Annotated in this window: 20 protein-coding genes; 11 read left to right on the top strand and 9 right to left on the bottom strand. The window is 64.4% G+C overall.

Features of this window, described 5'->3' with window-relative positions; translation table 11 throughout:
- Positions 1-27: 27 nt before the first annotated feature.
- Positions 28-864, bottom strand: coding sequence for a DUF535 family protein (locus ACNFH5_RS07095; protein WP_416744928.1), 837 nt, complete (start codon positions 862-864; stop codon positions 28-30).
- A gap of 229 nt (positions 865-1,093) precedes the next feature.
- Between ACNFH5_RS07095 and ppk2 the strand changes: the two genes are divergently transcribed.
- On the top strand, positions 1,094-1,915 hold the full coding sequence (gene ppk2 / locus ACNFH5_RS07090; protein ID WP_416744927.1) for a polyphosphate kinase 2: 822 nt from the start codon (positions 1,094-1,096) through the stop codon (positions 1,913-1,915).
- 265 nt (positions 1,916-2,180) lie between these two features.
- Here the strand turns inward: ppk2 and ACNFH5_RS07085 are convergent, their stop codons facing one another.
- The gene (locus tag ACNFH5_RS07085) at positions 2,181-3,071 is read right to left on the bottom strand and encodes a LysR substrate-binding domain-containing protein (RefSeq protein WP_416744926.1); all 891 of its coding nucleotides are present in this window, start codon (positions 3,069-3,071) and stop codon (positions 2,181-2,183) included.
- 128 nt (positions 3,072-3,199) lie between these two features.
- Here ACNFH5_RS07085 and ACNFH5_RS07080 point away from each other — a divergent pair, with 128 nt between their 5' ends.
- Positions 3,200-3,817: a glutathione S-transferase family protein gene (locus ACNFH5_RS07080; RefSeq protein ID WP_416744925.1), complete on the top strand. Its 618-nt coding sequence runs from the start codon at positions 3,200-3,202 to the stop codon at positions 3,815-3,817.
- Between the two features lie 119 nt (positions 3,818-3,936).
- On the opposite strand, the gene ACNFH5_RS07075 is transcribed toward ACNFH5_RS07080, so the two are convergent.
- Positions 3,937-5,139, bottom strand: coding sequence for an MFS transporter (locus ACNFH5_RS07075; protein WP_416744924.1), 1,203 nt, complete (start codon positions 5,137-5,139; stop codon positions 3,937-3,939).
- Between the two features lie 169 nt (positions 5,140-5,308).
- Here ACNFH5_RS07075 and ACNFH5_RS07070 point away from each other — a divergent pair, with 169 nt between their 5' ends.
- Complete coding sequence (locus ACNFH5_RS07070) at positions 5,309-5,539, top strand: DUF2789 domain-containing protein (RefSeq protein WP_416744923.1); 231 nt, start codon at positions 5,309-5,311, stop codon at positions 5,537-5,539.
- Positions 5,540-5,572: 33 nt separating this feature from the next.
- On the opposite strand, the gene ACNFH5_RS07065 is transcribed toward ACNFH5_RS07070, so the two are convergent.
- Positions 5,573-5,848, bottom strand: a complete 276-nt coding sequence (locus tag ACNFH5_RS07065) for a metal/formaldehyde-sensitive transcriptional repressor (protein ID WP_138521445.1) — start codon at positions 5,846-5,848, stop codon at positions 5,573-5,575.
- Positions 5,849-5,908: 60 nt separating this feature from the next.
- Between ACNFH5_RS07065 and dmeF the strand changes: the two genes are divergently transcribed.
- From dmeF to ACNFH5_RS07050, 3 genes are all read left to right on the top strand, one after another.
- On the top strand, positions 5,909-6,856 hold the full coding sequence (dmeF, locus tag ACNFH5_RS07060; RefSeq protein ID WP_416744922.1) for a CDF family Co(II)/Ni(II) efflux transporter DmeF: 948 nt from the start codon (positions 5,909-5,911) through the stop codon (positions 6,854-6,856).
- Positions 6,857-6,953: 97 nt separating this feature from the next.
- Positions 6,954-7,883, top strand: coding sequence for a pseudouridine synthase (locus tag ACNFH5_RS07055; RefSeq protein ID WP_416744921.1), 930 nt, complete (start codon positions 6,954-6,956; stop codon positions 7,881-7,883).
- A 79-nt stretch (positions 7,884-7,962) separates the two neighbouring features.
- A complete protein-coding gene (locus tag ACNFH5_RS07050) occupies positions 7,963-8,097 on the top strand; it encodes a hypothetical protein (protein ID WP_017519380.1) in 135 nt (44 codons plus the stop codon).
- 282 nt (positions 8,098-8,379) lie between these two features.
- Here the strand turns inward: ACNFH5_RS07050 and ACNFH5_RS07045 are convergent, their stop codons facing one another.
- Positions 8,380-8,685, bottom strand: a complete 306-nt coding sequence (locus ACNFH5_RS07045) for a PsiF family protein (RefSeq protein ID WP_416744920.1) — start codon at positions 8,683-8,685, stop codon at positions 8,380-8,382.
- A 224-nt stretch (positions 8,686-8,909) separates the two neighbouring features.
- Here ACNFH5_RS07045 and ACNFH5_RS07040 point away from each other — a divergent pair, with 224 nt between their 5' ends.
- The 3 genes from ACNFH5_RS07040 to ACNFH5_RS07030 all read left to right on the top strand — a co-directional run bounded on the left by ACNFH5_RS07040 (position 8,910) and on the right by ACNFH5_RS07030 (position 12,200).
- Positions 8,910-9,986 (top strand): sigma-54 interaction domain-containing protein, encoded by a 1,077-nt coding sequence (locus ACNFH5_RS07040; RefSeq protein WP_192431506.1) that lies wholly within the window; start codon positions 8,910-8,912, stop codon positions 9,984-9,986.
- A 240-nt stretch (positions 9,987-10,226) separates the two neighbouring features.
- On the top strand, positions 10,227-10,442 hold the full coding sequence (locus ACNFH5_RS07035; protein WP_413351632.1) for a hypothetical protein: 216 nt from the start codon (positions 10,227-10,229) through the stop codon (positions 10,440-10,442).
- Positions 10,443-10,727: 285 nt separating this feature from the next.
- Positions 10,728-12,200: an inorganic phosphate transporter gene (locus ACNFH5_RS07030; protein WP_416744919.1), complete on the top strand. Its 1,473-nt coding sequence runs from the start codon at positions 10,728-10,730 to the stop codon at positions 12,198-12,200.
- Between the two features lie 60 nt (positions 12,201-12,260).
- Here ACNFH5_RS07030 and ACNFH5_RS07025 read toward each other — a convergent pair whose 3' ends face one another.
- Both ACNFH5_RS07025 and ACNFH5_RS07020 read right to left on the bottom strand, forming a co-directional pair.
- The gene (locus ACNFH5_RS07025) at positions 12,261-15,041 is read right to left on the bottom strand and encodes a PAS domain-containing sensor histidine kinase (protein WP_416744918.1); all 2,781 of its coding nucleotides are present in this window, start codon (positions 15,039-15,041) and stop codon (positions 12,261-12,263) included.
- A 7-nt stretch (positions 15,042-15,048) separates the two neighbouring features.
- The gene (locus ACNFH5_RS07020; RefSeq protein ID WP_416744916.1) at positions 15,049-15,519 is read right to left on the bottom strand and encodes a TadE/TadG family type IV pilus assembly protein; all 471 of its coding nucleotides are present in this window, start codon (positions 15,517-15,519) and stop codon (positions 15,049-15,051) included.
- A gap of 270 nt (positions 15,520-15,789) precedes the next feature.
- On the opposite strand from ACNFH5_RS07020, the gene ACNFH5_RS07015 reads away from it, so the two are divergent.
- Together ACNFH5_RS07015 and ACNFH5_RS07010 are read left to right on the top strand one after the other, a co-directional pair.
- The gene (locus ACNFH5_RS07015; protein WP_416744915.1) at positions 15,790-16,269 is read left to right on the top strand and encodes a prepilin peptidase; all 480 of its coding nucleotides are present in this window, start codon (positions 15,790-15,792) and stop codon (positions 16,267-16,269) included.
- A 150-nt stretch (positions 16,270-16,419) separates the two neighbouring features.
- The gene (locus tag ACNFH5_RS07010) at positions 16,420-17,259 is read left to right on the top strand and encodes a response regulator transcription factor (RefSeq protein WP_416744914.1); all 840 of its coding nucleotides are present in this window, start codon (positions 16,420-16,422) and stop codon (positions 17,257-17,259) included.
- A gap of 24 nt (positions 17,260-17,283) precedes the next feature.
- Here the strand turns inward: ACNFH5_RS07010 and ACNFH5_RS07005 are convergent, their stop codons facing one another.
- Together ACNFH5_RS07005 and ACNFH5_RS07000 are read right to left on the bottom strand one after the other, a co-directional pair.
- Complete coding sequence (locus tag ACNFH5_RS07005) at positions 17,284-19,059, bottom strand: pilus assembly protein TadG-related protein (RefSeq protein ID WP_416744913.1); 1,776 nt, start codon at positions 19,057-19,059, stop codon at positions 17,284-17,286.
- Between the two features lie 18 nt (positions 19,060-19,077).
- Positions 19,078-19,356 (bottom strand): DUF3613 domain-containing protein, encoded by a 279-nt coding sequence (locus ACNFH5_RS07000; RefSeq protein ID WP_416744912.1) that lies wholly within the window; start codon positions 19,354-19,356, stop codon positions 19,078-19,080.
- Positions 19,357-19,360: the final 4 nt, after the last annotated feature.

Raw genomic sequence — 19,360 nt, 5'->3', positions numbered from 1 at the left:
TAGTTTTTTACAGGTACGCCGGACGCCTCAGTGGGATTCTTCGGATGCCATGGCGAGCGTCCAGGCTTGGCGAATGTCCTTGATCATGACTTCGCGCAGCGCTTCGCGACGACGGAACTCACTGCGCCGCTGGCTTTTCACTTCGGCGATATCGCGCTCGGGCTCCCGCTCGGGCAGGCGATACCAATGGCGCTCGTGACGGACCCCGCTGAGTTCCAGCCAGAACGCGTCGTAACTGGACTTCAGCTTGTGCGAGCAGGTATGTGCGGCATCGCTGACTCCCTGAATGTGCAGCCCGCTCATGCACTCAGCGAACGCGTACAGGGCGCTGATCAACAGGTTCTTCGGGCGCAACCCGTGCATTTCCTTGCCCAGCCACTTGACCAGCCCTTCTTCCAGGTCGGAACGCGGGCCTTGCAGGCCGCCAATCATGATTGTCTGGCGGCCCAGACAAAAACTCAGGGAGTACAACCGCTCGCCAGCGGCATCGCGCAGGAACAGGCCGACCTCACCTTCCTTGGCAAATACCGAGGGTTCCAGAGATAGATAAAGCTGTTCACCGCCCTTGAGCGCTATCTCGCACAGGGCAACGCGCTGATAGCCGAGCAGGCGCCGCTTCCAGGGACCGGGCAACTGGCCCAGGCACGCGTAGTGTTCGATCAATGCGCGCAGACGACGAGGGATACTCCAGTATCGGCAGAGGTATTTCCTGCGGTAACGCTGGGCGACCACCAACTGGTCGTTGTAAGGCACGTCCAGCATCGGGCACTGCCGACGCTGGCGAGTCCAGCGCCAGTGCAGATGGGGGGCGACGATCATGGCCAGCAGGTTCTGGCCGGACTTACGAAGCGAGCGCAATGGCATGAGGGAGCATCAGGCAGGAGGTAGGCCAACGGTATGCGCACCTGCTTTGGGTACGCTTAAGAACTCGGGACCGAGCACTGTGCCGATACCCCCTGGCCACGGCTGTAGGACCAAGCGACAAGTACTCAGCGAATAATCCGAATATGTCGCCCACTCAATCGCACCGATTCGAGCCCCGCCAACCGCTATGCTCATCTGCACACTGTGTGTTTCACCCAAGGAGGATGTGATGGGCAAGACGAAGAAAAAAGCGAAGAACCCGGCCCCCGAACAGACCGGGAAGATGAAGAACAAGGACTACGAGGAACACCTGCGCAAGCTTTCTGTGGAGCTGGTCAAGCTGCAGGAGTGGGTGGTGCACAAGGGCCTGAAGGTCTGCATCGTCTTCGAGGGCCGCGATGGCGCCGGCAAGGGTGGCACCATCAAGGCGCTCACCGAGCGCGTCAGCCCGCGGGTATTCCGCGTGGTGGCGCTGCCCGCTCCCACCGAGCGGGAGAAATCCCAGCTCTACGCCCAGCGCTACATCAAGCACCTGCCCTCGGCCGGTGAGGTGGTGATCTTCGACCGCAGCTGGTACAACCGCGCCGGCGTCGAGCGGGTGATGGGCTTCTGCACCGAGGAACAGGCCGACAAGTTCCTCGCGGTGACCCCGTTGTTCGAGCGCATGCTCACCGAGTCGGGAATCATCCTGCTGAAATTCTGGCTGGAGGTCAGCCCGGAGGAACAGGCGCGACGGCTGGAAGACCGCATTACCGACGGCCGCAAGATCTGGAAGCTCTCGCCGATGGACGTGAAGTCCTACACCCGCTGGGACGAATACACCCGCGCCCGCGACCTGATGTTCGCCGCCACCGACTCGCCCTGGGCGCCCTGGTTCGTCGCGCGCTCCGAAGACAAGAAGCGCGTACGCCTGAACGTCATCAGCCACATTCTCAAGCACGTACCCTACAAGTCGGTGCCGCGCGAGGAAGTGAAGCTGCCCAAGCGCGGCAAGATCGGTAAGTACCAGAGCCCCGACTACCCCTTCCACTACATCGACGAAGCCTTCTGAGGCCTGCCGGGGCCGGCGCGTGCCGGCCCTGGATCGTTCGGACCTGATGGCTTGCCTGAGAACGCTCTAGCGAAGTTGTTTCCGTAGGAGCGGACTCCGTCCGCGATAGATCCGAATCGCGCCGGACACCGTCGCGGACAGAGTCCGCTCCTACATGAGATATCCTGCCGGCCCGCCCTCTCCCCCAGGGGAGGGCTGGGGTCAGGGGGGATGAATGGGTACGGACTCCCCAGAAAAAGACAGTTGCTCCTACCTTATGTCCGCCTCAGGCAATGGCTCTCAGGTAACTCTCGACCTCACCGCAGAGCCACCCGGCAAATGCCGCGACCTTGCCCTGGGTCGCCTCGCGCTCGGGCCACACCAGCCAGTAGGGAAAGCCGTAGGGCACGCGCAGATCGCTCAGCGCCACCAGCTCGCCGCTTTGCAGCGCTCCGGCCACCAGGCTGCGGCGCTCCAGGCCAATGCCCTGGCCCATGCGGATCGCCTCGATGCTCAGGTTGGAGTCGTTCACCACGAATGCTGCCGGCTCGTGCGGCACGGCCACGCCAGCCGCCTGGCACCAACCGAGCCAGGATTCGAAGCCGGTGACGCGCGGGCAACGGAGGATTTCCTCGGGGCTGCGCGGTAACTGGCCGCCGTTGAAGCCCGGCGCAGCGACCACCACCACTTCATCGTCGAACAGACGCTGCTGCGCCAATCCCTCCCAATGCCCCTGGCCGATGCGCACGGCCACGTCGGCCAGGCCCTGGCGCAGGTCCATCACTTCCAGGCTGGCCAACAGGCGCAGGCGGTACTGTGGATAAGCCGCGCGGAACGCCGGCAGGCGCGGCAGCAGCCACTTCTGGCCAAAGGACGGGGTGAGCGCCACCACCAGTTCGTCCTCGCCGGGGCGCGCCTTGGCCAGGCGGGTTGCCTCCGCGATATCGCGCAACGCGCCGCGAATCTGCAGGGCATAGAGGCGGCCCTCCTCGCTCAGGCGTAATCCCCTGCCTTCGCGCTGCAGCAGGGTGATTCCCAGCAGGCTCTCCAATTGACGTACCTGCTGGCTGATGGCCGAGTGCGTGACGTGCAGTTCGCTGGCGGCCAGGGTCACGCTGCCGAGCCGGGCAACGGCCTCGAAACTGCGCAGGGCGGAGAGCGGCGGCAATGCGCTCATGTAAGTTTTCCTAACCGAATCGGTCACTAATAGTCGCTATTTCCTGGCGAGCAAAGCCGCTAGATTCATGGCCATCGCGCGGACAACCGCGCCAGCCACCATGCAATTTCCACTAACAGGATGTGCCCATGCAACAGAAGCTTCCGCACCTGATCGGCATGCTCGATTCGCCCTACGTGCGCCGCGTCGCCATCACCCTGCGCCTGCTCGGCATCGAGTTCAGCCACCAGTCGCTATCGGTGTTCCGCACCTACGAGGAGTTCCGCGGGATCAACCCGGTGGTCAAGGCGCCCACCCTGGTAATGGGCGACGGCGAGGTGCTGATGGATTCCACCCTGATCATCGACTGCCTCGAACACCTGGCCGGACGCAGCCTGATGCCCACCGAGCCGGCCGCGCGGGTACGTGCCACGCGCCTGCTGGGCCTGGCCCTGGCGGTCATGGAAAAAGCGGTGCAGCGCTACTACGAGCAACAGCGGCCGGAGGACAAGCAACTGGCCAGTTGGCAGGAGCGGGTTGACCAGCAGTTGCACGCCGCCCTGGCACAACTGGAAAGCGAGCTGCGCGAAATGTCGTTGGACGCCGACGCGCCGCTGGACCAGGCCGGCCTGAGCATCGCCGTGGCCTGGACCTTCGTGCAGTTGCTGCACTCCGAGGACATTCCGGCGGACAGCTACCCAGCGGTGTGCGATTGGGCGCAGCAGGCCGAGGCGCTGGCAGTGTTCAAGGCCTTCCCGCCGGTTTGATCTCTCACCGGGTGTAGGAGCGGACTCCGTCCGCGATCGGCTGAAGCACATGCCGGTTCCATCAACGGAGCGACCGGCAAGACATCGCGGACGGAGTCCGCTCCTGGGTACCTTGACGCTCAATCCTTCGGCAATTCCTCGTGCTGCTGCCGGGTGAAGCGCAGCAGGCCGAAGCAAATGCAGAAGCCGCAGAGCGCCAATCCAGCGGCGGCCAGGAAGATCGATGCGTAACCATGGCGGGCGGCGACCAGGCCCATCAGTGGGCCGGCGATGCCCATCGCCAGGTCGAAGAACAGCGCGTAAGCGCCCAGCCCCGCGCTTCGACTGCTGGCCGGGATGCGCAACACCGCCTCGACGCCCAGCGACGGATAGACCAGCGACAGGCCGCAACCGGTGAGCGCGGCGCCCAGCAGCGCAAACCCCGGCCCCGGCGCCTGCCACAGCAGCAGTAGGCCGAAGACCTCCACACCGAGGCAGACCACCGCGACGGCAAAGCCGCCGAAACGATTGACCATGCCGGAAAAAATCAGCCGCGCGCCGACGAAGCAGACGCCGAACGCGGTCAGGCACCACGCCGGGTTCGCCCAGCCCTGGCTGCCGTAATAGAGGGTGATGAAGGTCGCCAGGGTGCCGAAGCCGATGGAACCGAGCATCACGCACATCCCGTAGGGCAGTACGCGACCAAGCACCGCGTAGAAGGCCATGCGCGTACCCGCAATGGTCGGCACCTCCGCGCGGCCGCGGGCCGCCAGCCAGCCCAGCGCGGTGAGCGCCAGGATGCTCACGCCCAGGCTCCACAGGCCCAGCGAGGCCGACATGATCACTCCCAGTGGCGCACCGATGGCGATGCCGCCGTAGCTGACGATGCCGTTCCAGGAAATCACCTTGGCGGTGTTCTGCGTGCCCACCAATGCAATGCCCCAACTCGCCGTGCCGATCCCCAGCAGCCCCTGCGCCAGGCCGAACAAAACGCGGCTGCCGAGCAGCAGAGCCAGGCTCAGCCAGGTCACGGACTCGAAGCTGGTGGAAGCCAGCACCAGCACACCGCCGATGCCCAGCACGCCGAGGCCATGGAGCACGGCGCGCTTCGCTCCGTAGGTATCGGCCACATGAGCGGCCAGCGGCCGGGACACCAGGGTGGCGATGTACTGCAGGCCGATCACCACGCCGGCAATCACCGTGGAATAGCCCAGGCCTTCATGGACGAAACCGGGCAGCACCGGCAGCAGCAGGCCGATGCTCAGGAACAGGACGAAGGTAAAGAAGACGGTCGCGAGGATGCGCAGGGTGACGGAGGCGGTTCGCTGCTCGGACGAGCTCATGGACGGGCCTGATGGTGGGTGGCGGAGCGTGCACGGGGACGATTGAAAGCAGGCTATCTATTTCCGCCCCGATTGCCAATCCGAACCTTGCTCGCCGGCCGATGCTCCTATAGTTGTTCCATTGCCGCGCGCCGTGGCGGCGCGCTCCACGTCAACCCAGGAGATCGTCATGGATACCAGCCAGCACAGCCTGAGCGCCCTGTTCAAGCAACTGGGCCTGCCCGACGGGCGCAAGGACATCGATGCCTTCCTCGGCAGCCACCGCCTCGCCGAGGGCCAGAAACTGCCAGATGCGCCGTTCTGGAACGCCGCCCAGTCGCAGTTCCTGCGCGAGGCGCTGCAGCAGGATTCGGACTGGACCGAGGAAGCCGACGAACTGGCGGTGCGGCTGTCCGACTGACCCACAACACCCCAGCTGCAACCTGCGGCAGCTCTACTTCAGATAAGAGCGCAGCACGCCCATGACCTGCTCCAGGTCTTCGTGGCGCTGCTCCGCCGTGCGGTCCTCGGCGCCCAGGTGATCGCGCAGATGGCCTTCGAGCACCTCGGCCATCAGGCCGTTCACCGCGCCACGGATGGCGGCGATCTGCTGGAGGATCGCCGCGCATTCGCTGCCCGCCTCCAGCGCCCGCTCAAGCGCCTCGCTCTGGCCTTTGATGCGCCGCACCCGGGTCAGCAGCTTCTTCTGGTCCTTGATGGTATGTCCCACGTCAAAACTCCAAAGGTATACTGGGGTATAGTATCCAGACTGATTCTACGGACCATCATCATGCAGCACGCCGCCCACCCGCAAGACGGTCGCCACGACCACCAGTTCCACGAAGGCAACCCCCTGGCCGAACGCAACACCTTGCGCGCCGCGCTGCTGACGGTGGTGATGATGGTGGTGGAGATCGCCGGCGGCTGGATCTTCAACTCCATGGCGCTGCTCGCGGATGGCTGGCACATGAGCTCCCACGCCCTGGCGCTGGGCCTGGCGTTCTTCGCCTACGTGGCGGCGCGGCGCTTCAAGGGCGATGCGCGCTTCGCCTTCGGCACCTTCAAGATCGAGGTTCTCGCCAGCTACACCAGCGCCATCCTGCTGCTGGGCGTGGCGGCGCTGATGATGTTCGAGTCCGTCGCACGGCTGCTCTCCCCTTCGCCGATCCATTACCAGCAGGCCATCGCCATTGCGGTCATCGGCCTGCTGGTGAACCTCGCCTGCGCCTGGCTGCTGCGCGGCGAGCACCACCACCACGACCACGGACATGATCACGGTCATGACCATCATCACGGCCACGACCATGGCCACGACCTGAACCTGCGCGCCGCCTACCTGCACGTATTGGCCGACGCGGCCACCTCGGTGGCCGCGATCATCGCTCTGATCGGCGGCCTGATCTGGGGCGCTGCCTGGCTCGACCCGCTGATGGGCATGGTCGGCGCGGTACTGGTGGCCGCCTGGTCGGTCGGCCTGCTCAAGCAGAGCGGCCGGGTACTGCTGGACGCGGAGATGAACGACCCGGTGGTGGAGGAAATTCGCGAGGTGGTCGCCGAGCTGCCGTACCCGGCGCGCATCACCGACCTGCACCTGTGGCGCGTGGGCAAGTCGCGCTACGCCTGCATCCTCAGCCTCGCCAGCAGCGGCGAGCTGACGCCCGAACTGGTGCGCCAGCGCCTGCAGGTCCACGAGGAACTGGCGCATATCACGGTAGAGATCAACCCGCTCCCCACCTGAGAGCGATCCATGAAAGACCGGAAGTCGTGGCGGCTTTGACGGCCGCCACGCCGCTGCGGCCTAATGCGCAGCCTGTCGAACCCGGTCGCCTGCCCGCATGTCCAGCTCCCGCTTCTCCACCGCCCAGCAACGCGCCAGCATCCTGCACCTGCCCGCCGGCCCCTGGACGACGGTGCTCGACTGCCTGTGCGCGCGCTTCCCGGCGATCAGCCGCGACACCTGGCTGGACCGAATGGCGCGCGGCAAGGTGCTGGACAATGACGGTCAACCCATCGGCCCCGAGCACCCGTATCGCGAAGCACTGCGCATCCATTACTTCCGCGAGGTGGCGCAGGAAGCGCCAATTCCCTTCCAGGAAAGCATCCTGTATGCCGACGAACACCTGGTAGTGGCGGACAAACCGCACTTCCTGCCGGTGACGCCGGCAGGCCAGTACGTCGAGGAAACCCTCCTCGCCCGCCTCTCCAAGCGCCTGGGCAACCCGCAGTTGGTGCCGCTGCACCGCATCGACCGGCTCACCGCCGGCCTGGTGCTGTTCTCCGCCAACCCGGACAACCGCGACGCCTACCAGGCGCTCTTCCGCGAGCGACGTATCGACAAGATGTACGAGGCCATCGCGCCAGCGCTGCCGCAACGGGAGTTCCCACTGGTGCATCGCTCGCGGATGGTCGAGGGTGATCCCTACATCCGCATGCAGGAAGTGGACGGTGAGCCCAACAGCGAAACACACATCGAGGTCCTGGAGAAACGCGGCGACCTGTGGCGCTATGGCCTGCACCCGGTATCCGGTAAACGTCACCAGTTGCGCGTGCACATGTCGGGCCTGGGCGCGGCGCTGTGCTTCGATCCGCTCTATCCGACGCTGCCGCCGCGCGGCGAGCGTCCGCCGGAAGACTTCGCCAAGCCGCTGAAGCTGCTGGCCCGGCAACTGGAGTTCATCGATCCGATCACTGGCGAGGCACGGCATTTCAGGAGCCAACTGGAGCTCTCCTGGCCTTCCATCAATTTCATCGATGGTCACCCTTAAGGCGATCCATTTCCGTCGATAGTGGCCCCGATGTTTTCATAGCTCCACCCCAAGGAGAGAAAGCATCGGGAGCCCGATCATGAGCTACAGCGCCAAGTCCTTTTCCGCCCTCGTCAACGCCCTGCGCGCCGATGGCATCACCCGCCCCGAACAGATGGCCCGCCAGCCCTTCCGCAATGCCCAGGGCTTCTGGTCCGCGGTGGCAAAGAAATGAACCTCGTGCGGCGACTCCCGCCTGCGCTGCGCATGGATGCGGTGATCGTTCTCTACGCACTGGCGGCGGCCTGGCTGGTGTTTTCCGGCCTGTAAGATCAGGCTCGTCTTCGCCGGCAGCCAGACCGGCGGGATGTTCGCGAGCAAGCTCGCTCCTACAGAGAGCTTGCCGAGGTAACATCCCACTGCAGGAGCGAGCTTGCTCGCGAACCCTGCGCCAACGAAAAAGGACAGCCGCGGCTGTCCTTTTTCGTGTCCCACGCGGCCCTGCCGCGCTCCATCCTCACTTCTTCAGGCAAGTGCTCATGAACGCCTTGCGTTCATCACCCTTGAGCGCCTTCTTGGTCGCATCGGCATTGCAGGACTTCATCTTCTCCTGCTGCGGCGTCATTGCCTTGCTGTCGCTGCCGGCTTTCAGGCAGGTGCTCATGAACGCCTTGCGTTCATCGCCCTTGAGCGCCTTGGTGGTAGCGTCGGCATTGCAGGTTTTCATCTTTTCCTGCTGCGCGGTCTGCGCGGCGGTGGCGGCAAAGCCTTGCGCCGAAAACAGCAGAGCCAGGACGAGCAGCGGAATCCGAACGGTGGTCATGGAGTGGTCTCCCAGGATGGAATTGCCACCCTCAGCGTAGCTTGCAGCCCAGCATTCGCGAGGGCTGCGACGCGATGCAGCGGCTCATCTCAGCAAGTCCGTGATGGCTTCCACGGCGTACACGGCAAATCTGGTTATATATAAATTCGAATTGATAATTTTTTGAAATATGAAAAATGCCGCAGTATGGCGTCGCCACCCATTCGGTACGCCAGGAACCTGCCATGTCGCTGTTGACCCTTCCCAATGCCCGCGAGCAAACCAAGTCGGTCCGCGCCACGGTGCTGGTGTTCAAGGACCCGCGCTCGCAGGAGCTGCTCAACCGCATCGAGCGCCTGGCGCCCAGTGAGGCCAACGCGCTGATCATCGGCGAGACCGGCACCGGCAAGGAGCTGGTGGCGCGACATATCCACAAGCTCAGCCGCCGCAGCGGCGCGCCCTTCGTCGCGGTGAACTGCGGAGCCTTCTCCGAGACCCTGGTCGAGAGCGAGTTGTTCGGCCACGAAAAAGGCGCCTACACCGGCGCCACCAGCAGCAAGGCCGGCTGGTTCGAGTCGGCCAACGGCGGCACCCTGTTCCTCGACGAGATCGGCGACCTCCCGCTGAACATGCAGGTCAAGCTGCTGCGCGTGCTGCAGGAGCGCGAAGTCGTGCGCCTGGGCTCGCGCACGCCGGTGCCGATCAACGTGCGGGTAGTCGCCGCGACCAACGTCAACCTGGCTGACGCCGTGGTAGCCGGGCATTTCCGTGAGGACCTGTTCTACCGCCTGCACGTCGCCACCATCCGCCTGCCGCCACTGCGCGAGCGTCCCGGCGACATCCTGCCGCTGGCCGAATTCTTCCTCGAGGAGCACTGCCAGCGCCTAGGCTACAACCGCGCATCCCTGAGCCCCGAGGCCGAGCGCAAGCTGCTGGGCCACACATGGCCGGGCAACATCCGCGAGCTGGAGAACGCCATCCACCACGCCCTGCTGGTGTGCCGCAACCAGCAGGTACAGCCGGGCGACCTGCAACTCGCCGAGCTGCCGTCCGCTCCTCGCCACGACTCGCTGCGCCACGAAGCCTTCCCCCACGCCCTGGCGCCCCGCGTCGAAGCCACGCTCGAGCAGGCGCTGCTGGAACTGTTCGAAAGCAACAAGCCCGACCTCTACGAGCACGTCGAGGAAGTACTGTTCCGCACTGCCTACCACTTCTGCCATGGCAACCAGCTACAGACCGGCCGTCTGCTGGGCATCAGCCGCAATATCGTCCGCGCGCGTCTGGAAAAGATCGGCGAACTGAACCTCAGCCGCACCGGCTGAGGTAAGTTCAGCCCGCGCCAGCAGTGGGCTGAAACCGTCCGTCGGCGATCCCCGCCCGGCCTCCCCCCGCGCAAGGTTATAATCCGCGCCGTTTTTGCAGCCGGCACGCCAGTGCAACCTGAGCGTCTACACTGCCAGGATGACGTCCAGGCAGGACGTCGATTGCCAGCAAACGGCCCATCGTCATCAACTTCTAGTCATCATCTTCAAGCCATCAGCTTTTTGTCATCAGGAATGATCGTGACCAAAGACGAACTGCGCGCGGAACTGGAGCGCCAGGAGCAACGTTTCAAGGATGAGCAGGGCGGCGAAGTAACCCTTTATGCCGCACAGCCCGAACCCGGCAAGAAACCCTGGCGCAAGCGACCCAGCGTGCAGGACAAGGCCTTCGACCGGGAACTGGAAAGAATCGAAGAAGAACGACTGAAAAAGGATCAGGAAGCCGCTTCCCTTTAAATCGCAGGTACGGCCCCAGGCTGAAAGACTCACCCGAAACTGCTGTGGGAAAGTCTCGATGCGATGGGCGAGCAGTGCTCCGTGGGGGAGCCGCCAGTTGGCCTGCAAACACTCATCCGATGGGCCGGCGGCCCGCGTGGAAGCATTGCAAACTTTTTCCACCCTGCCTGAAAGCGCCGTGCGACGAGGCGTCGCGCAAATTGGAGAAACCGTTTCAGGCTAAATACGGTGCTCCAAGCTTCTGGCATAATCGCCGCCCCGTCTCCGACCGGTCATAGAATTTTCATGTTCGATCTCTTCAGCGGACTCGATCTCTGGGTGGGTATCAGCCTGGTGCTGGCACTCACATTCGTCCTGGCGTTCGAGTTCATCAACGGCTTCCACGACACCGCCAACGCGGTGGCCACGGTCATCTACACCAAGGCCATGTCCCCGTACCGCGCGGTGATCCTCTCCGGCATCTTCAACTTCCTCGGCGTGTTGCTCGGTGGCGTTGGCGTTGCCTACGCGATCGTCCACCTGCTGCCAGTGGAGCTGCTGATCAACGTGAACACCGGCCACGGTCTGGCCATGGTGTTCTCGCTGCTCGCCGCGGCCATCACCTGGAACCTGGGCACCTGGTACTTCGGCATTCCCGCCTCCAGCTCGCACACCCTGATCGGCTCGATCCTCGGCGTGGGCCTGGCCAATGCGCTGATCACCGGCGTACCGGTGGCCGACGGGATCAACTGGGGCAAGGCCATCGACATCGGCCTGTCGCTGATCTTCTCGCCGCTGGCCGGCTTCCTCGTCGCCGGCGCCCTGCTGATCGGCCTGAAGTGGCTGTACCCGCTGTCGAAGATGCACAAGACCCCGGAAACCCGCCGCGACGTCGACGAGAAGAAGCACCCGCCGTTCTGGAACCGTCTGGTGCTGGTGATCTCGGCCATGACCGTGAGCTTCGTGCACGGCTCCAACGACGGTCAGAAAGGTATCGGCCTGATCATGCTGGTGCTGATCGGCATCGTCCCGGCGAAGTTCGTCCTCGACCTGAACAGCACCACCTACCAGATCGAGCGTACCCGCGACGCCGCCATCCACCTGCAGCAGTTCTACAACCGCCACTCCGACACCCTCGGCGAGATGCTCGCCCTGGGCAAGGCCAGCGAAGCGGACCTGCCGGACCTGTACCGCTGCGAGCCGAAGCAGACCGAGGCGACCCTCAAGGGCCTGCTGAGCGACCTGCACGGCGTCTCCAGCTACAACGACCTGAACGACGACGAGCGCGTGCAGGTACGCCGCTACCTGCTGTGCCTGGATGACACCGCGAAGAAGGTCGGCAAGCTGTCCGAGCTGCCATCGCGCGAGAAGGCGGACCTTGAGAAGCTGCGCAAGGACCTGACCAGCACCACCGAATACGCGCCCTTCTGGGTGATCATCGCGGTGGCCCTGGCCCTGGGCATCGGCACCATGGTCGGCTGGAAGCGCGTGGTGCTCACCGTCGGCGAGAAGATCGGCAAGCAGGGCATGACCTATGCCCAGGGCATCGCCGCCCAGCTGACCGCGACCGCCGCCATCGGCATGGCCAACATCTACAGCCTGCCGGTCTCCACGACACACGTCCTGTCCTCGGGCGTAGCGGGCACCATGGTGGCGAACCGTAGCGGCCTGCAAGGCAGCACGATCCGCAACATCCTCATGGCCTGGGTGCTGACCCTGCCCGTGTCGATCGCGCTGGCCGCCGGGCTGTTCTGGCTATCCTCGCGCTTCATCGGCTGATCCCGCGCTGCGCACCACGAAAAACGCCTGCATCCGCAGGCGTTTTTCATTTCCGGGCGATCAAAGATTGATCGCCTGCCGCGGCAGACGAATGACGAAACGTGCGCCGCCCTTGAAGTTATCCACAGACAGGCTGCCGCCCATGTTGCGGATCAGGTCATGGCTCACCGACAGCCCAAGGCCGGTGCCCTTGCCGATCGGCTTGGTGGTGAAGAACGCCTCGAAGATGCGCTCCATCACCGCCGGGTCGATGCCGCCGGCATTGTCACGCACGTGCAGTTCCACCCAGCCGGAGTCCGCGCACGGTTCCTGTGACACGCCAACCCAGCGCGCGCCCTCCCCCCCACGCCCGAGCAGCGCATCACGGGCGTTGGCCAGCAGGTTGATCAGCACCTGTTCCAGTTGGTCGGCATAGCCACGTACCACCACCCGATGTGCCGGTGGCCGGCATTCCAGGGTGATGCCCTGCTGCGTCAGGCTTTCGCCCAGCAGTGCGACAGCGCCTTCGCAGGCATCGTAGGGATCGAAGGGCGCGGCCTCCAGTTCCGACTTGCGGCTAAACACGCCCATGTGGCTGATCACCCGCGAGAGCCGGTCAATCTGCGCGTCGGCACGCTCCAGCTTCTCCTTCAGGTACTCCGGCTCGCCCAGCTTCTGCCGGGCGTTGTAGAGGGACATGCGCATGACGTGCAGCGGCTGCTTCATCTCATGGGCCATGCCGCTGACCATCTCGCCCAGGCTGGCCATCTTCGCGCCCTGCGCCAGTTGCTGCTGAGCGTGGCGCACGGCAGTGTTGTCACGGCCCACGGCCTGGACTTCCACCAACTGTCCCTGGGCATCCAGCAACGGACGGTCCGACCAGATCAGCCACAGGTTGCGCTGGCCGGGCAGGCAGAAACGCAGTTCCCAGGAGTCGTCCGCGGTGCTCTTGCCGCCGCCCACCAGGCGTGCGCGCAGGGCACTGCAATCCTGTTCGGAGAGCCACTCGTCCAACCGCCGGCCGAGTAGCGCGTTCACCGGCTCGCCCAGCACCTGGGCAAAGGTATGGTTGATGAAGGTAAGTTGCAGGTCCGGGTCGTAGCGACAGATCAGCGCCGGCGAGTCCTCCACCAGCACGCGGTAACGCTCCTCGCTCTCGGCGATCTGCAGCGCGGCAAGGTGCTGCTCGGTGACGTCCAGCCAGAGGCCGACGGCCTCCTGCGGGATGCCCTGGATGTCGCGCAACAGCTTGGCCTCGTCGTACAGCCAGTGCCATTCACCGGCGCTGTCGCGCAGGCGATATTCGGTACGCACACGGCCTTCGCGCAGCAGTTCGCGCCCACGGTCGAGGAAGGTTTCCAGGTCCTCGGGGTGCACCCGCTCGGCCAGCGCCTGCCAGTTCTGGCCCTGCAGATCGAGGCCGAGCAGGTTGCCGGCGCTTTCGCTGTAGAACTCGGGGATCAGGTGCCCCTCCTCCACGCGCTGCACATAGATCACCACCGGCGCGCTGTCGATCAGGTTGCGCAGCCGCGCGTGGGCCGCCAATGCCTGCTCCTCCTGCGACTTGCCTTCGCTGATGTCCAGCAGCACACCATCCATCAACTGATCGCCCGCGCGGGCCTGTCGTCGGCCCTGCAGACGCAGCCAGCGGCGCGTCTGGGTGGAAGCCGTCCCGCGCAGGCGCAGGTCCTGGACCAGTCGGCCACCCGGTTGCAGGTTGCGCAGGCGCAGGTTGAGCTCGTCGGCGTCAGCCGGATGCAGTTGGCTGAGCAGCTCGGTCAATGCCAGTTGCAGCTGCCCGGCGGGCAACCCCAGGCTGGCGGCAACGGCGGGCGACAGCTCGAACACGCCCTCGTCGACCCGCAGCCGCCACCAGCCACCGCCGACCATGTCCTGCAGCAGGCTCAGGCGCCGGCTGCTGTCGCGCAGGTTGTGCAGCTCGGTGCGCTCGTGCACGAGGTTGGTGAGGATTTCCGCCAGGTATTGCCAATCGCTCGGCGCCAGCCCTGGCCAACTGCCGCCATGCTCCATGGGCTCGGCGAGCAGCCCGGCCAGCCGCCCGCCGCGCACGGGTGCCGGGATCAGGTAGAGCTGGGCGCAGCACAAGGTGCGCAGCAGCTCCGAGGGGCTGTCGTCCGCGCCCAGCAGGCAGGCGCCGCTGGCCGCGCGCAGCTCGTCACCGGGCACCGCCAGGCCTTCGCGCAACAGGCTGTCGAAACCAGGCTGCACGTAGCAGGCAAAGACTCGCAGGCTCTGATCCGGCGCCTCCAGCAACAGGGCCATGCTGCGCATGTGGAAGTTGCTGCAGAAGGCTTCCAGCACTTCGCCGACGGCCTCGCCGAGACGACGTTGCGAGCTGTGGCGCAGGCGCGCCAACAGCAGTTTGCTGAGATTCAGGCATTGCAGCTTGTGCTGCTGGCTGTCGGACTGCCAGTTCAGGTCGGAGATATCCATGCCCAGCAGCAGGCAGTGCTCGTTGGCCTGGAGGGCGGCCTGGAAGCGGCAGACCAGCGGCAGGTCGCCCGTACTGCGCAGCACCAGATCTAGCCGTTCGCCGCCGCGCAGGCTGGAAACCTGCATGCCGCCGGGAACACGACGGTCCAGGTAGTCCCCCAGCCCCGGCAGTTCACCATTGCCCGGCGTCGGCGGCAGCAGCCGGTGAGCCAGGCTGCCGCCGCGGGCGATGACGCGATCGCGGCTGTCCAGTTCCAGCCACAGGTCCCAGTGGCCGGTCACCACGGGCTCAGCCAGCTCTTCCGCGGGCAGCGACGGGCGCCGACGCGCGGCCAGCGGCCGACTCGGCACCGGAACATCGTTCAACTCATGCTGGCCGCGAGGCCTGGAGCGCCAGAAATCGAACATCAGCGCCTCAGAGCAGGACGCTGGCTGTGCCGCTCAGCACGTCAGGCAGGCGCGGCACGGTGCCGATCCCCGGCAGGGTCAGCAACGGGACGATAGGCGTGGTGGCATAGGGGTAGCTGACGCACACCCGCACGCGGGTGTATTGCCGCCCGGAGATGGTTTCCGTCACCGGGGTATCCATGAACTGCCCGCTGTAACAGCCGTTGCGCCAGTTAGTCGGCATCCAGCTCAGGCGCTGGGTAACGGCATTATCCACGGCCGTCTTCAAGGCGGCACTGTAGCCGCCCGCCGCCTGGGGATTCACCGAAACAGCCACCCGGGCCCCTGCCGCTGCCGCGTCGTTGAACGCCTGCAGCATCAGCAGCGGCACGCAATAACCGAGCAGACCATAGAGAACGGCAAAGAACAGGACGAATACCGCGGCGAACTCGATAGCCACCGCACCTCGCTGCGTGCCGCGCCCTCCGACTCCGTTCATGCGCAATACTCCCACAACTTGCAACTTGAATGATCGTTCAACTTATCGGCACGGCAGAACTTTACTGAAGATACTCGCCGTCGGATAAATTCCATTACCGAGCAATACTAGGCGCTCTTCAGGGATTCGCCCTCATGGTTTGCCGCAATAACGTTACGAGCCAAATTCGTTTTCACCTGGCCGCAATTGCAATATGGCGCCGGAATACCAAATACCCTAAAACTCTACTTGCCCGCCTCCAATGCGCCGACCGGGATAAGGATATTCTCGATGCTGTTCAAACTCTGCCTGCTGGGTTGGTGCGCGGTGTGTGCGTATCAGGACCTCATGCGGCTGCGTGTCAGCAACTGGCTGACCCTGGGCGGGGCATTGCTGGCCCTGCTGTTCCTGCTGTTCAAAGGCCACACGCTGACCGGCTACGTGCCGCTGGCAGCCGCGCTGGCCGCGCTACTGGCGGCACTGCTCACCGTGCCGGGCTACTGGTTGGGCAAGCTGGGCGCCGCCGACGTGAAACTGCTGGTCGCCATCGGGCTCGCCAGCGACCCGCTGACGGTGCTGTACACACTCGCGCTGGCTTGCCTGTTCTGCGTGGCCCTGATGTTCGCCAGCAAACTTTTGATTGATTCGGACAAAGTACCGGCTAATTGCAAATCGAAATTAGCACGGCTGCAACCGTCAAAGTTCAAGTCATTTCCCTTCATCTTCACGCTATTCGCCGGTCTTCTGACGACCCTGTCGCTCCTCAATTAAAAATGATTCCGACAATTGGCAGAATCCGAACTTAACGACTATATGCTAAGAGTTAATACCACCTGTCGCCTGATGGGACGATCCGACTACGGTTATTGAACAGTCGGACGATAAAAATAATGGAAGTATTCTTTCAAGGAGCGTGCAGTCATGGAAAAAACGGCCAATCGCCGTTTCAGCGTGCTGGTCATCGATGACGAGCCTCAGGTCACCACCGAGCTGTCCGAGTTGCTGGAGAACAGCGGCTATCGCTGCGCGATCAGCGACAGCAAGGACAGCGCCCTGCAGAAATTCCGCGACGATGCCTCGATCGGCCTGGTGATCTGCGACCTGGGCCTGGGACGCGACAACGGCATCCGCGTGGTCGAGGCGCTCAAGGACGTGGCCGGCTCCACGCGGTTCTTCGAGACCATCATCCTCACCGGCCAGCAGGGCAGCCAGGAGGTGATCGAAGCCATGCGCGTGGGTGTCGCCGATTACTACCAGAAGCCGGTGGCGCCGATGGACCTGCTCAAGGGTCTGGAGCGCCTGGAGGCCCGTCTGCACGAGCGCATCCGCAGCCAGCTCAGCCTGAGCCATGTGAACCAGCGCCTGGAGTACCTCGCCGAGTCGCTCAACTCGATCTCGCGGGATATCCACAAGATCAAGTACGAAGTGCACGGCGGCGGTGGTGGCCAGCCCACCAGCAGCAGCGTGCTCAAGCAGGAGCAGCCTGAGGTCCCGGCCAGCGTCGCAACGAGCAACGCCGAGCAGATGACGCCGGTGGTCAACAACCCGCTGTTCAACAAGCTCTCGCCGCGCCAGCAGGCGGTGGCGCGCCTGGTGAGCAAGGGACTGACCAACTACCAGATCGCCTACGACCTGGGGATCACCGAGAACACCGTGAAGCTCTATGTCTCCCAGGTGCTGCGGCTGATGCATATGCACAACCGCACCCAGCTCGCCCTCGCCATCTCCCCCAGCGCCTCCCAGAGCAGCGCGGTGCACTGAGCCCTGCGCGGTTCCTGGCGACCTTCAGATCAGCAGCTCCGCGCCGCCGGTCTGGAGGTCGATGAGGCGCACGTCGAGGATGCCGGTCTGGATGCCCAGTAGCTTGAGCAGCGGGTCGATCAATGCATTGCCCAACAATCCCACCACGTTACTCAATGCGCCCGTCAGCAAAGTACCGATTCCCAGCGCGGAATTGATCAGCGTGCTCGAAACACTGTTGACCAGTTGCCCCAGCGGGCAGAGCAGCCATCCCACCAACGGAAGGTCGCAAGTCAGGCTGGGAGGCAAGGTGACAGTGACCTTGAGATTCTTCGCCATATCCGCAACACCAGCAGCGAGCGACGCACCCAGCGGGCTTTGCACGCGCTTGGCGACGCTAGGCAGATCAGCGGGACTTGTCACATTGAACACCAACTGCTGCTCACCGCCGGCCGCGAAAGATGTCGCCTGATTTCCATTGCTCAGGGTGACCAGTTTTAACTTGTCATCGGCCCCGGGAAACAGGTCAACACTGGCGCTCAAGGTCAGATTGGCGATTCCGGGCTTGGCCTGGATATCGACCTCCACCGGTTTTCCTACCCCACCACATTTGATGCTCTCCAGCGCTGCAGTGCCCTTGGCGACGTCGACTTGCAGCAATACGTCGGTTGTAACCAGCTTCAGATTCAGCAAGTCGACATGCACGGCAGCCTTGAGACTTATCTGAGTCGACGTGGCCTGCGTCCGCCAAGTGCCATCGCTGTTCTTGCCGGGATAGCCGATGGCAATCTGTGGCGGCGAAATGACCGTGAGGCTGAGCGTCTGAGTTGCCAAACCAGGAATGGAAAGCGTCTGTGCCGGTACCGCGACCGCGTTGCTTTTGTTCGCCACCAGCGCCGTAGCCATCAGCAGGTCCAGCATATTGACCCCGGCACTGAGCGCCGTATCACGCACGCTGTCCGGCGCCACCACAGTGAGAATCTGCCCCAGAGTCAGGTTCGCCGTCGGCACATTGATCGTTGCCAGCGCGGTGCGCAGCAGTGCCGTATTCACACCGGCCAGCTGTGAGGAGTCTGCCGCATTGACCATGGCCTGGAGCAGCTGCGCGGCGGTGACATTGGCGCCCAGCAGGCTGTCGATCTTGCCCAGTTCCAGGTTCACTCCCGCTGCCTTGAGCTGCTGGCTCAGTGCGAGCAGCGAGACATTCGCGCCAGCGATGCCCTGGTAGGTGACCACGTCCAGATTGAGGTTGGTGCCAAGCAAGCCGCCGAGTAGCGCGTTGAGCAGAGGCGAGTTGCTCGAGTCCAGGCTCAGCACGCCGCTGCCGGCGGAAATTCCGGCCATCGCCGAGCGTCGCGCCACCGCCTGGGCGCTGATCACCGTGGTGCTCGAGGCCCCGCTGAACAGGCTGGCGACATTGAGCACCAGGCTCGACGGCACGCTATGGGTAGCCTGCACGCGAATGGAATCGGCCAGGTTGCCGCCGGCGCTGAAGACTCGCCTGGACTCGGCGCCGCCATACCCGGCATCGAGACTGACAGTGCCCAGCGTGCCCACCAAGGTATCGCCGGTGCCGGGCACGAAGCCATTCTTCGCCGCGCTGGCGGTGACGAAGGCCTGGATGTCACCCGCCAGTTGCGAGCCGCACATGCCGCCCTGGGTGGCCGCCTCCAGCGCCGCCATGTCCGCCACGCGCTGCAGTTTTCGCTGTTCGAAGTACAGGCGCCCGGTGTCGATCACCAGGGCCAGGCAAATCAATGCCAGCAGCAGCGTTCCCGCCGCCATGACGCCGATTGCGCCTCGCTGCCGTTCACGTCCCATGGCAGCCTCCGGAAGGGATCAGTTCTTGTCGGTGCTGAAGCTGTTGTCGTCCAGCAGATACTCGGGAATCTCGCGGGTATAGCTCTTCAGGTAGCGCTGGTAGGCACGGTCGCGCTCGGCCGGCGTGGCGCTCTGCCGATGGGGCGAGGCGGCCTTGCCGCTGCTCTGCAGATCCAGCCAGGTCAGCACTTCCTGCTGGTCACGAGCGGTGGTACCGGCTTCGGTGTGAGTGCTCTCCACCGCCTGAGCCAGCATCGGCGTCGCCAGCAGTGCGCCGGCCAGAATCCATGTCTTCATCCTT

Source organism: Pseudomonas sp. NY15435, assembly GCF_048068295.1.
GTDB lineage: Bacteria > Pseudomonadota > Gammaproteobacteria > Pseudomonadales > Pseudomonadaceae > Pseudomonas.
Note: the sequence above shows the minus strand (reverse complement) of the source record. Positions and strands in the feature narration are given on the sequence as shown.

Bases quoted from the DNA above. Each gene is read 5' to 3' on its own strand.
- ACNFH5_RS07005 (WP_416744913.1), bottom strand. From the start codon at position 19,059: ATGGGACGTGAACGGCAGCGAGGCGCAATCGGCGTCATGGCGGCGGGA.
- ACNFH5_RS07000 (WP_416744912.1), bottom strand. From the start codon at position 19,356: ATGAAGACATGGATTCTGGCCGGCGCACTGCTGGCGACGCCGATGCTG.
- dmeF (WP_416744922.1), top strand. From the start codon at position 5,909: ATGCAGCACGCCGCCCACCCGCAAGACGGTCGCCACGACCACCAGTTC.
- ACNFH5_RS07045 (WP_416744920.1), bottom strand. From the start codon at position 8,685: ATGACCACCGTTCGGATTCCGCTGCTCGTCCTGGCTCTGCTGTTTTCG.
- ACNFH5_RS07010 (WP_416744914.1), top strand. From the start codon at position 16,420: ATGGAAAAAACGGCCAATCGCCGTTTCAGCGTGCTGGTCATCGATGAC.
- ACNFH5_RS07095 (WP_416744928.1), bottom strand. From the start codon at position 864: ATGCCATTGCGCTCGCTTCGTAAGTCCGGCCAGAACCTGCTGGCCATG.
- ACNFH5_RS07075 (WP_416744924.1), bottom strand. From the start codon at position 5,139: ATGAGCTCGTCCGAGCAGCGAACCGCCTCCGTCACCCTGCGCATCCTC.
- ppk2 (WP_416744927.1), top strand. From the start codon at position 1,094: ATGGGCAAGACGAAGAAAAAAGCGAAGAACCCGGCCCCCGAACAGACC.
- ACNFH5_RS07030 (WP_416744919.1), top strand. From the start codon at position 10,728: ATGTTCGATCTCTTCAGCGGACTCGATCTCTGGGTGGGTATCAGCCTG.
- ACNFH5_RS07015 (WP_416744915.1), top strand. From the start codon at position 15,790: ATGCTGTTCAAACTCTGCCTGCTGGGTTGGTGCGCGGTGTGTGCGTAT.
- ACNFH5_RS07055 (WP_416744921.1), top strand. From the start codon at position 6,954: ATGTCCAGCTCCCGCTTCTCCACCGCCCAGCAACGCGCCAGCATCCTG.
- ACNFH5_RS07085 (WP_416744926.1), bottom strand. From the start codon at position 3,071: ATGAGCGCATTGCCGCCGCTCTCCGCCCTGCGCAGTTTCGAGGCCGTT.
- ACNFH5_RS07020 (WP_416744916.1), bottom strand. From the start codon at position 15,519: ATGAACGGAGTCGGAGGGCGCGGCACGCAGCGAGGTGCGGTGGCTATC.
- ACNFH5_RS07070 (WP_416744923.1), top strand. From the start codon at position 5,309: ATGGATACCAGCCAGCACAGCCTGAGCGCCCTGTTCAAGCAACTGGGC.
- ACNFH5_RS07040 (WP_192431506.1), top strand. From the start codon at position 8,910: ATGTCGCTGTTGACCCTTCCCAATGCCCGCGAGCAAACCAAGTCGGTC.
- ACNFH5_RS07025 (WP_416744918.1), bottom strand. From the start codon at position 15,041: ATGTTCGATTTCTGGCGCTCCAGGCCTCGCGGCCAGCATGAGTTGAAC.
- ACNFH5_RS07050 (WP_017519380.1), top strand. From the start codon at position 7,963: ATGAGCTACAGCGCCAAGTCCTTTTCCGCCCTCGTCAACGCCCTGCGC.
- ACNFH5_RS07080 (WP_416744925.1), top strand. From the start codon at position 3,200: ATGCAACAGAAGCTTCCGCACCTGATCGGCATGCTCGATTCGCCCTAC.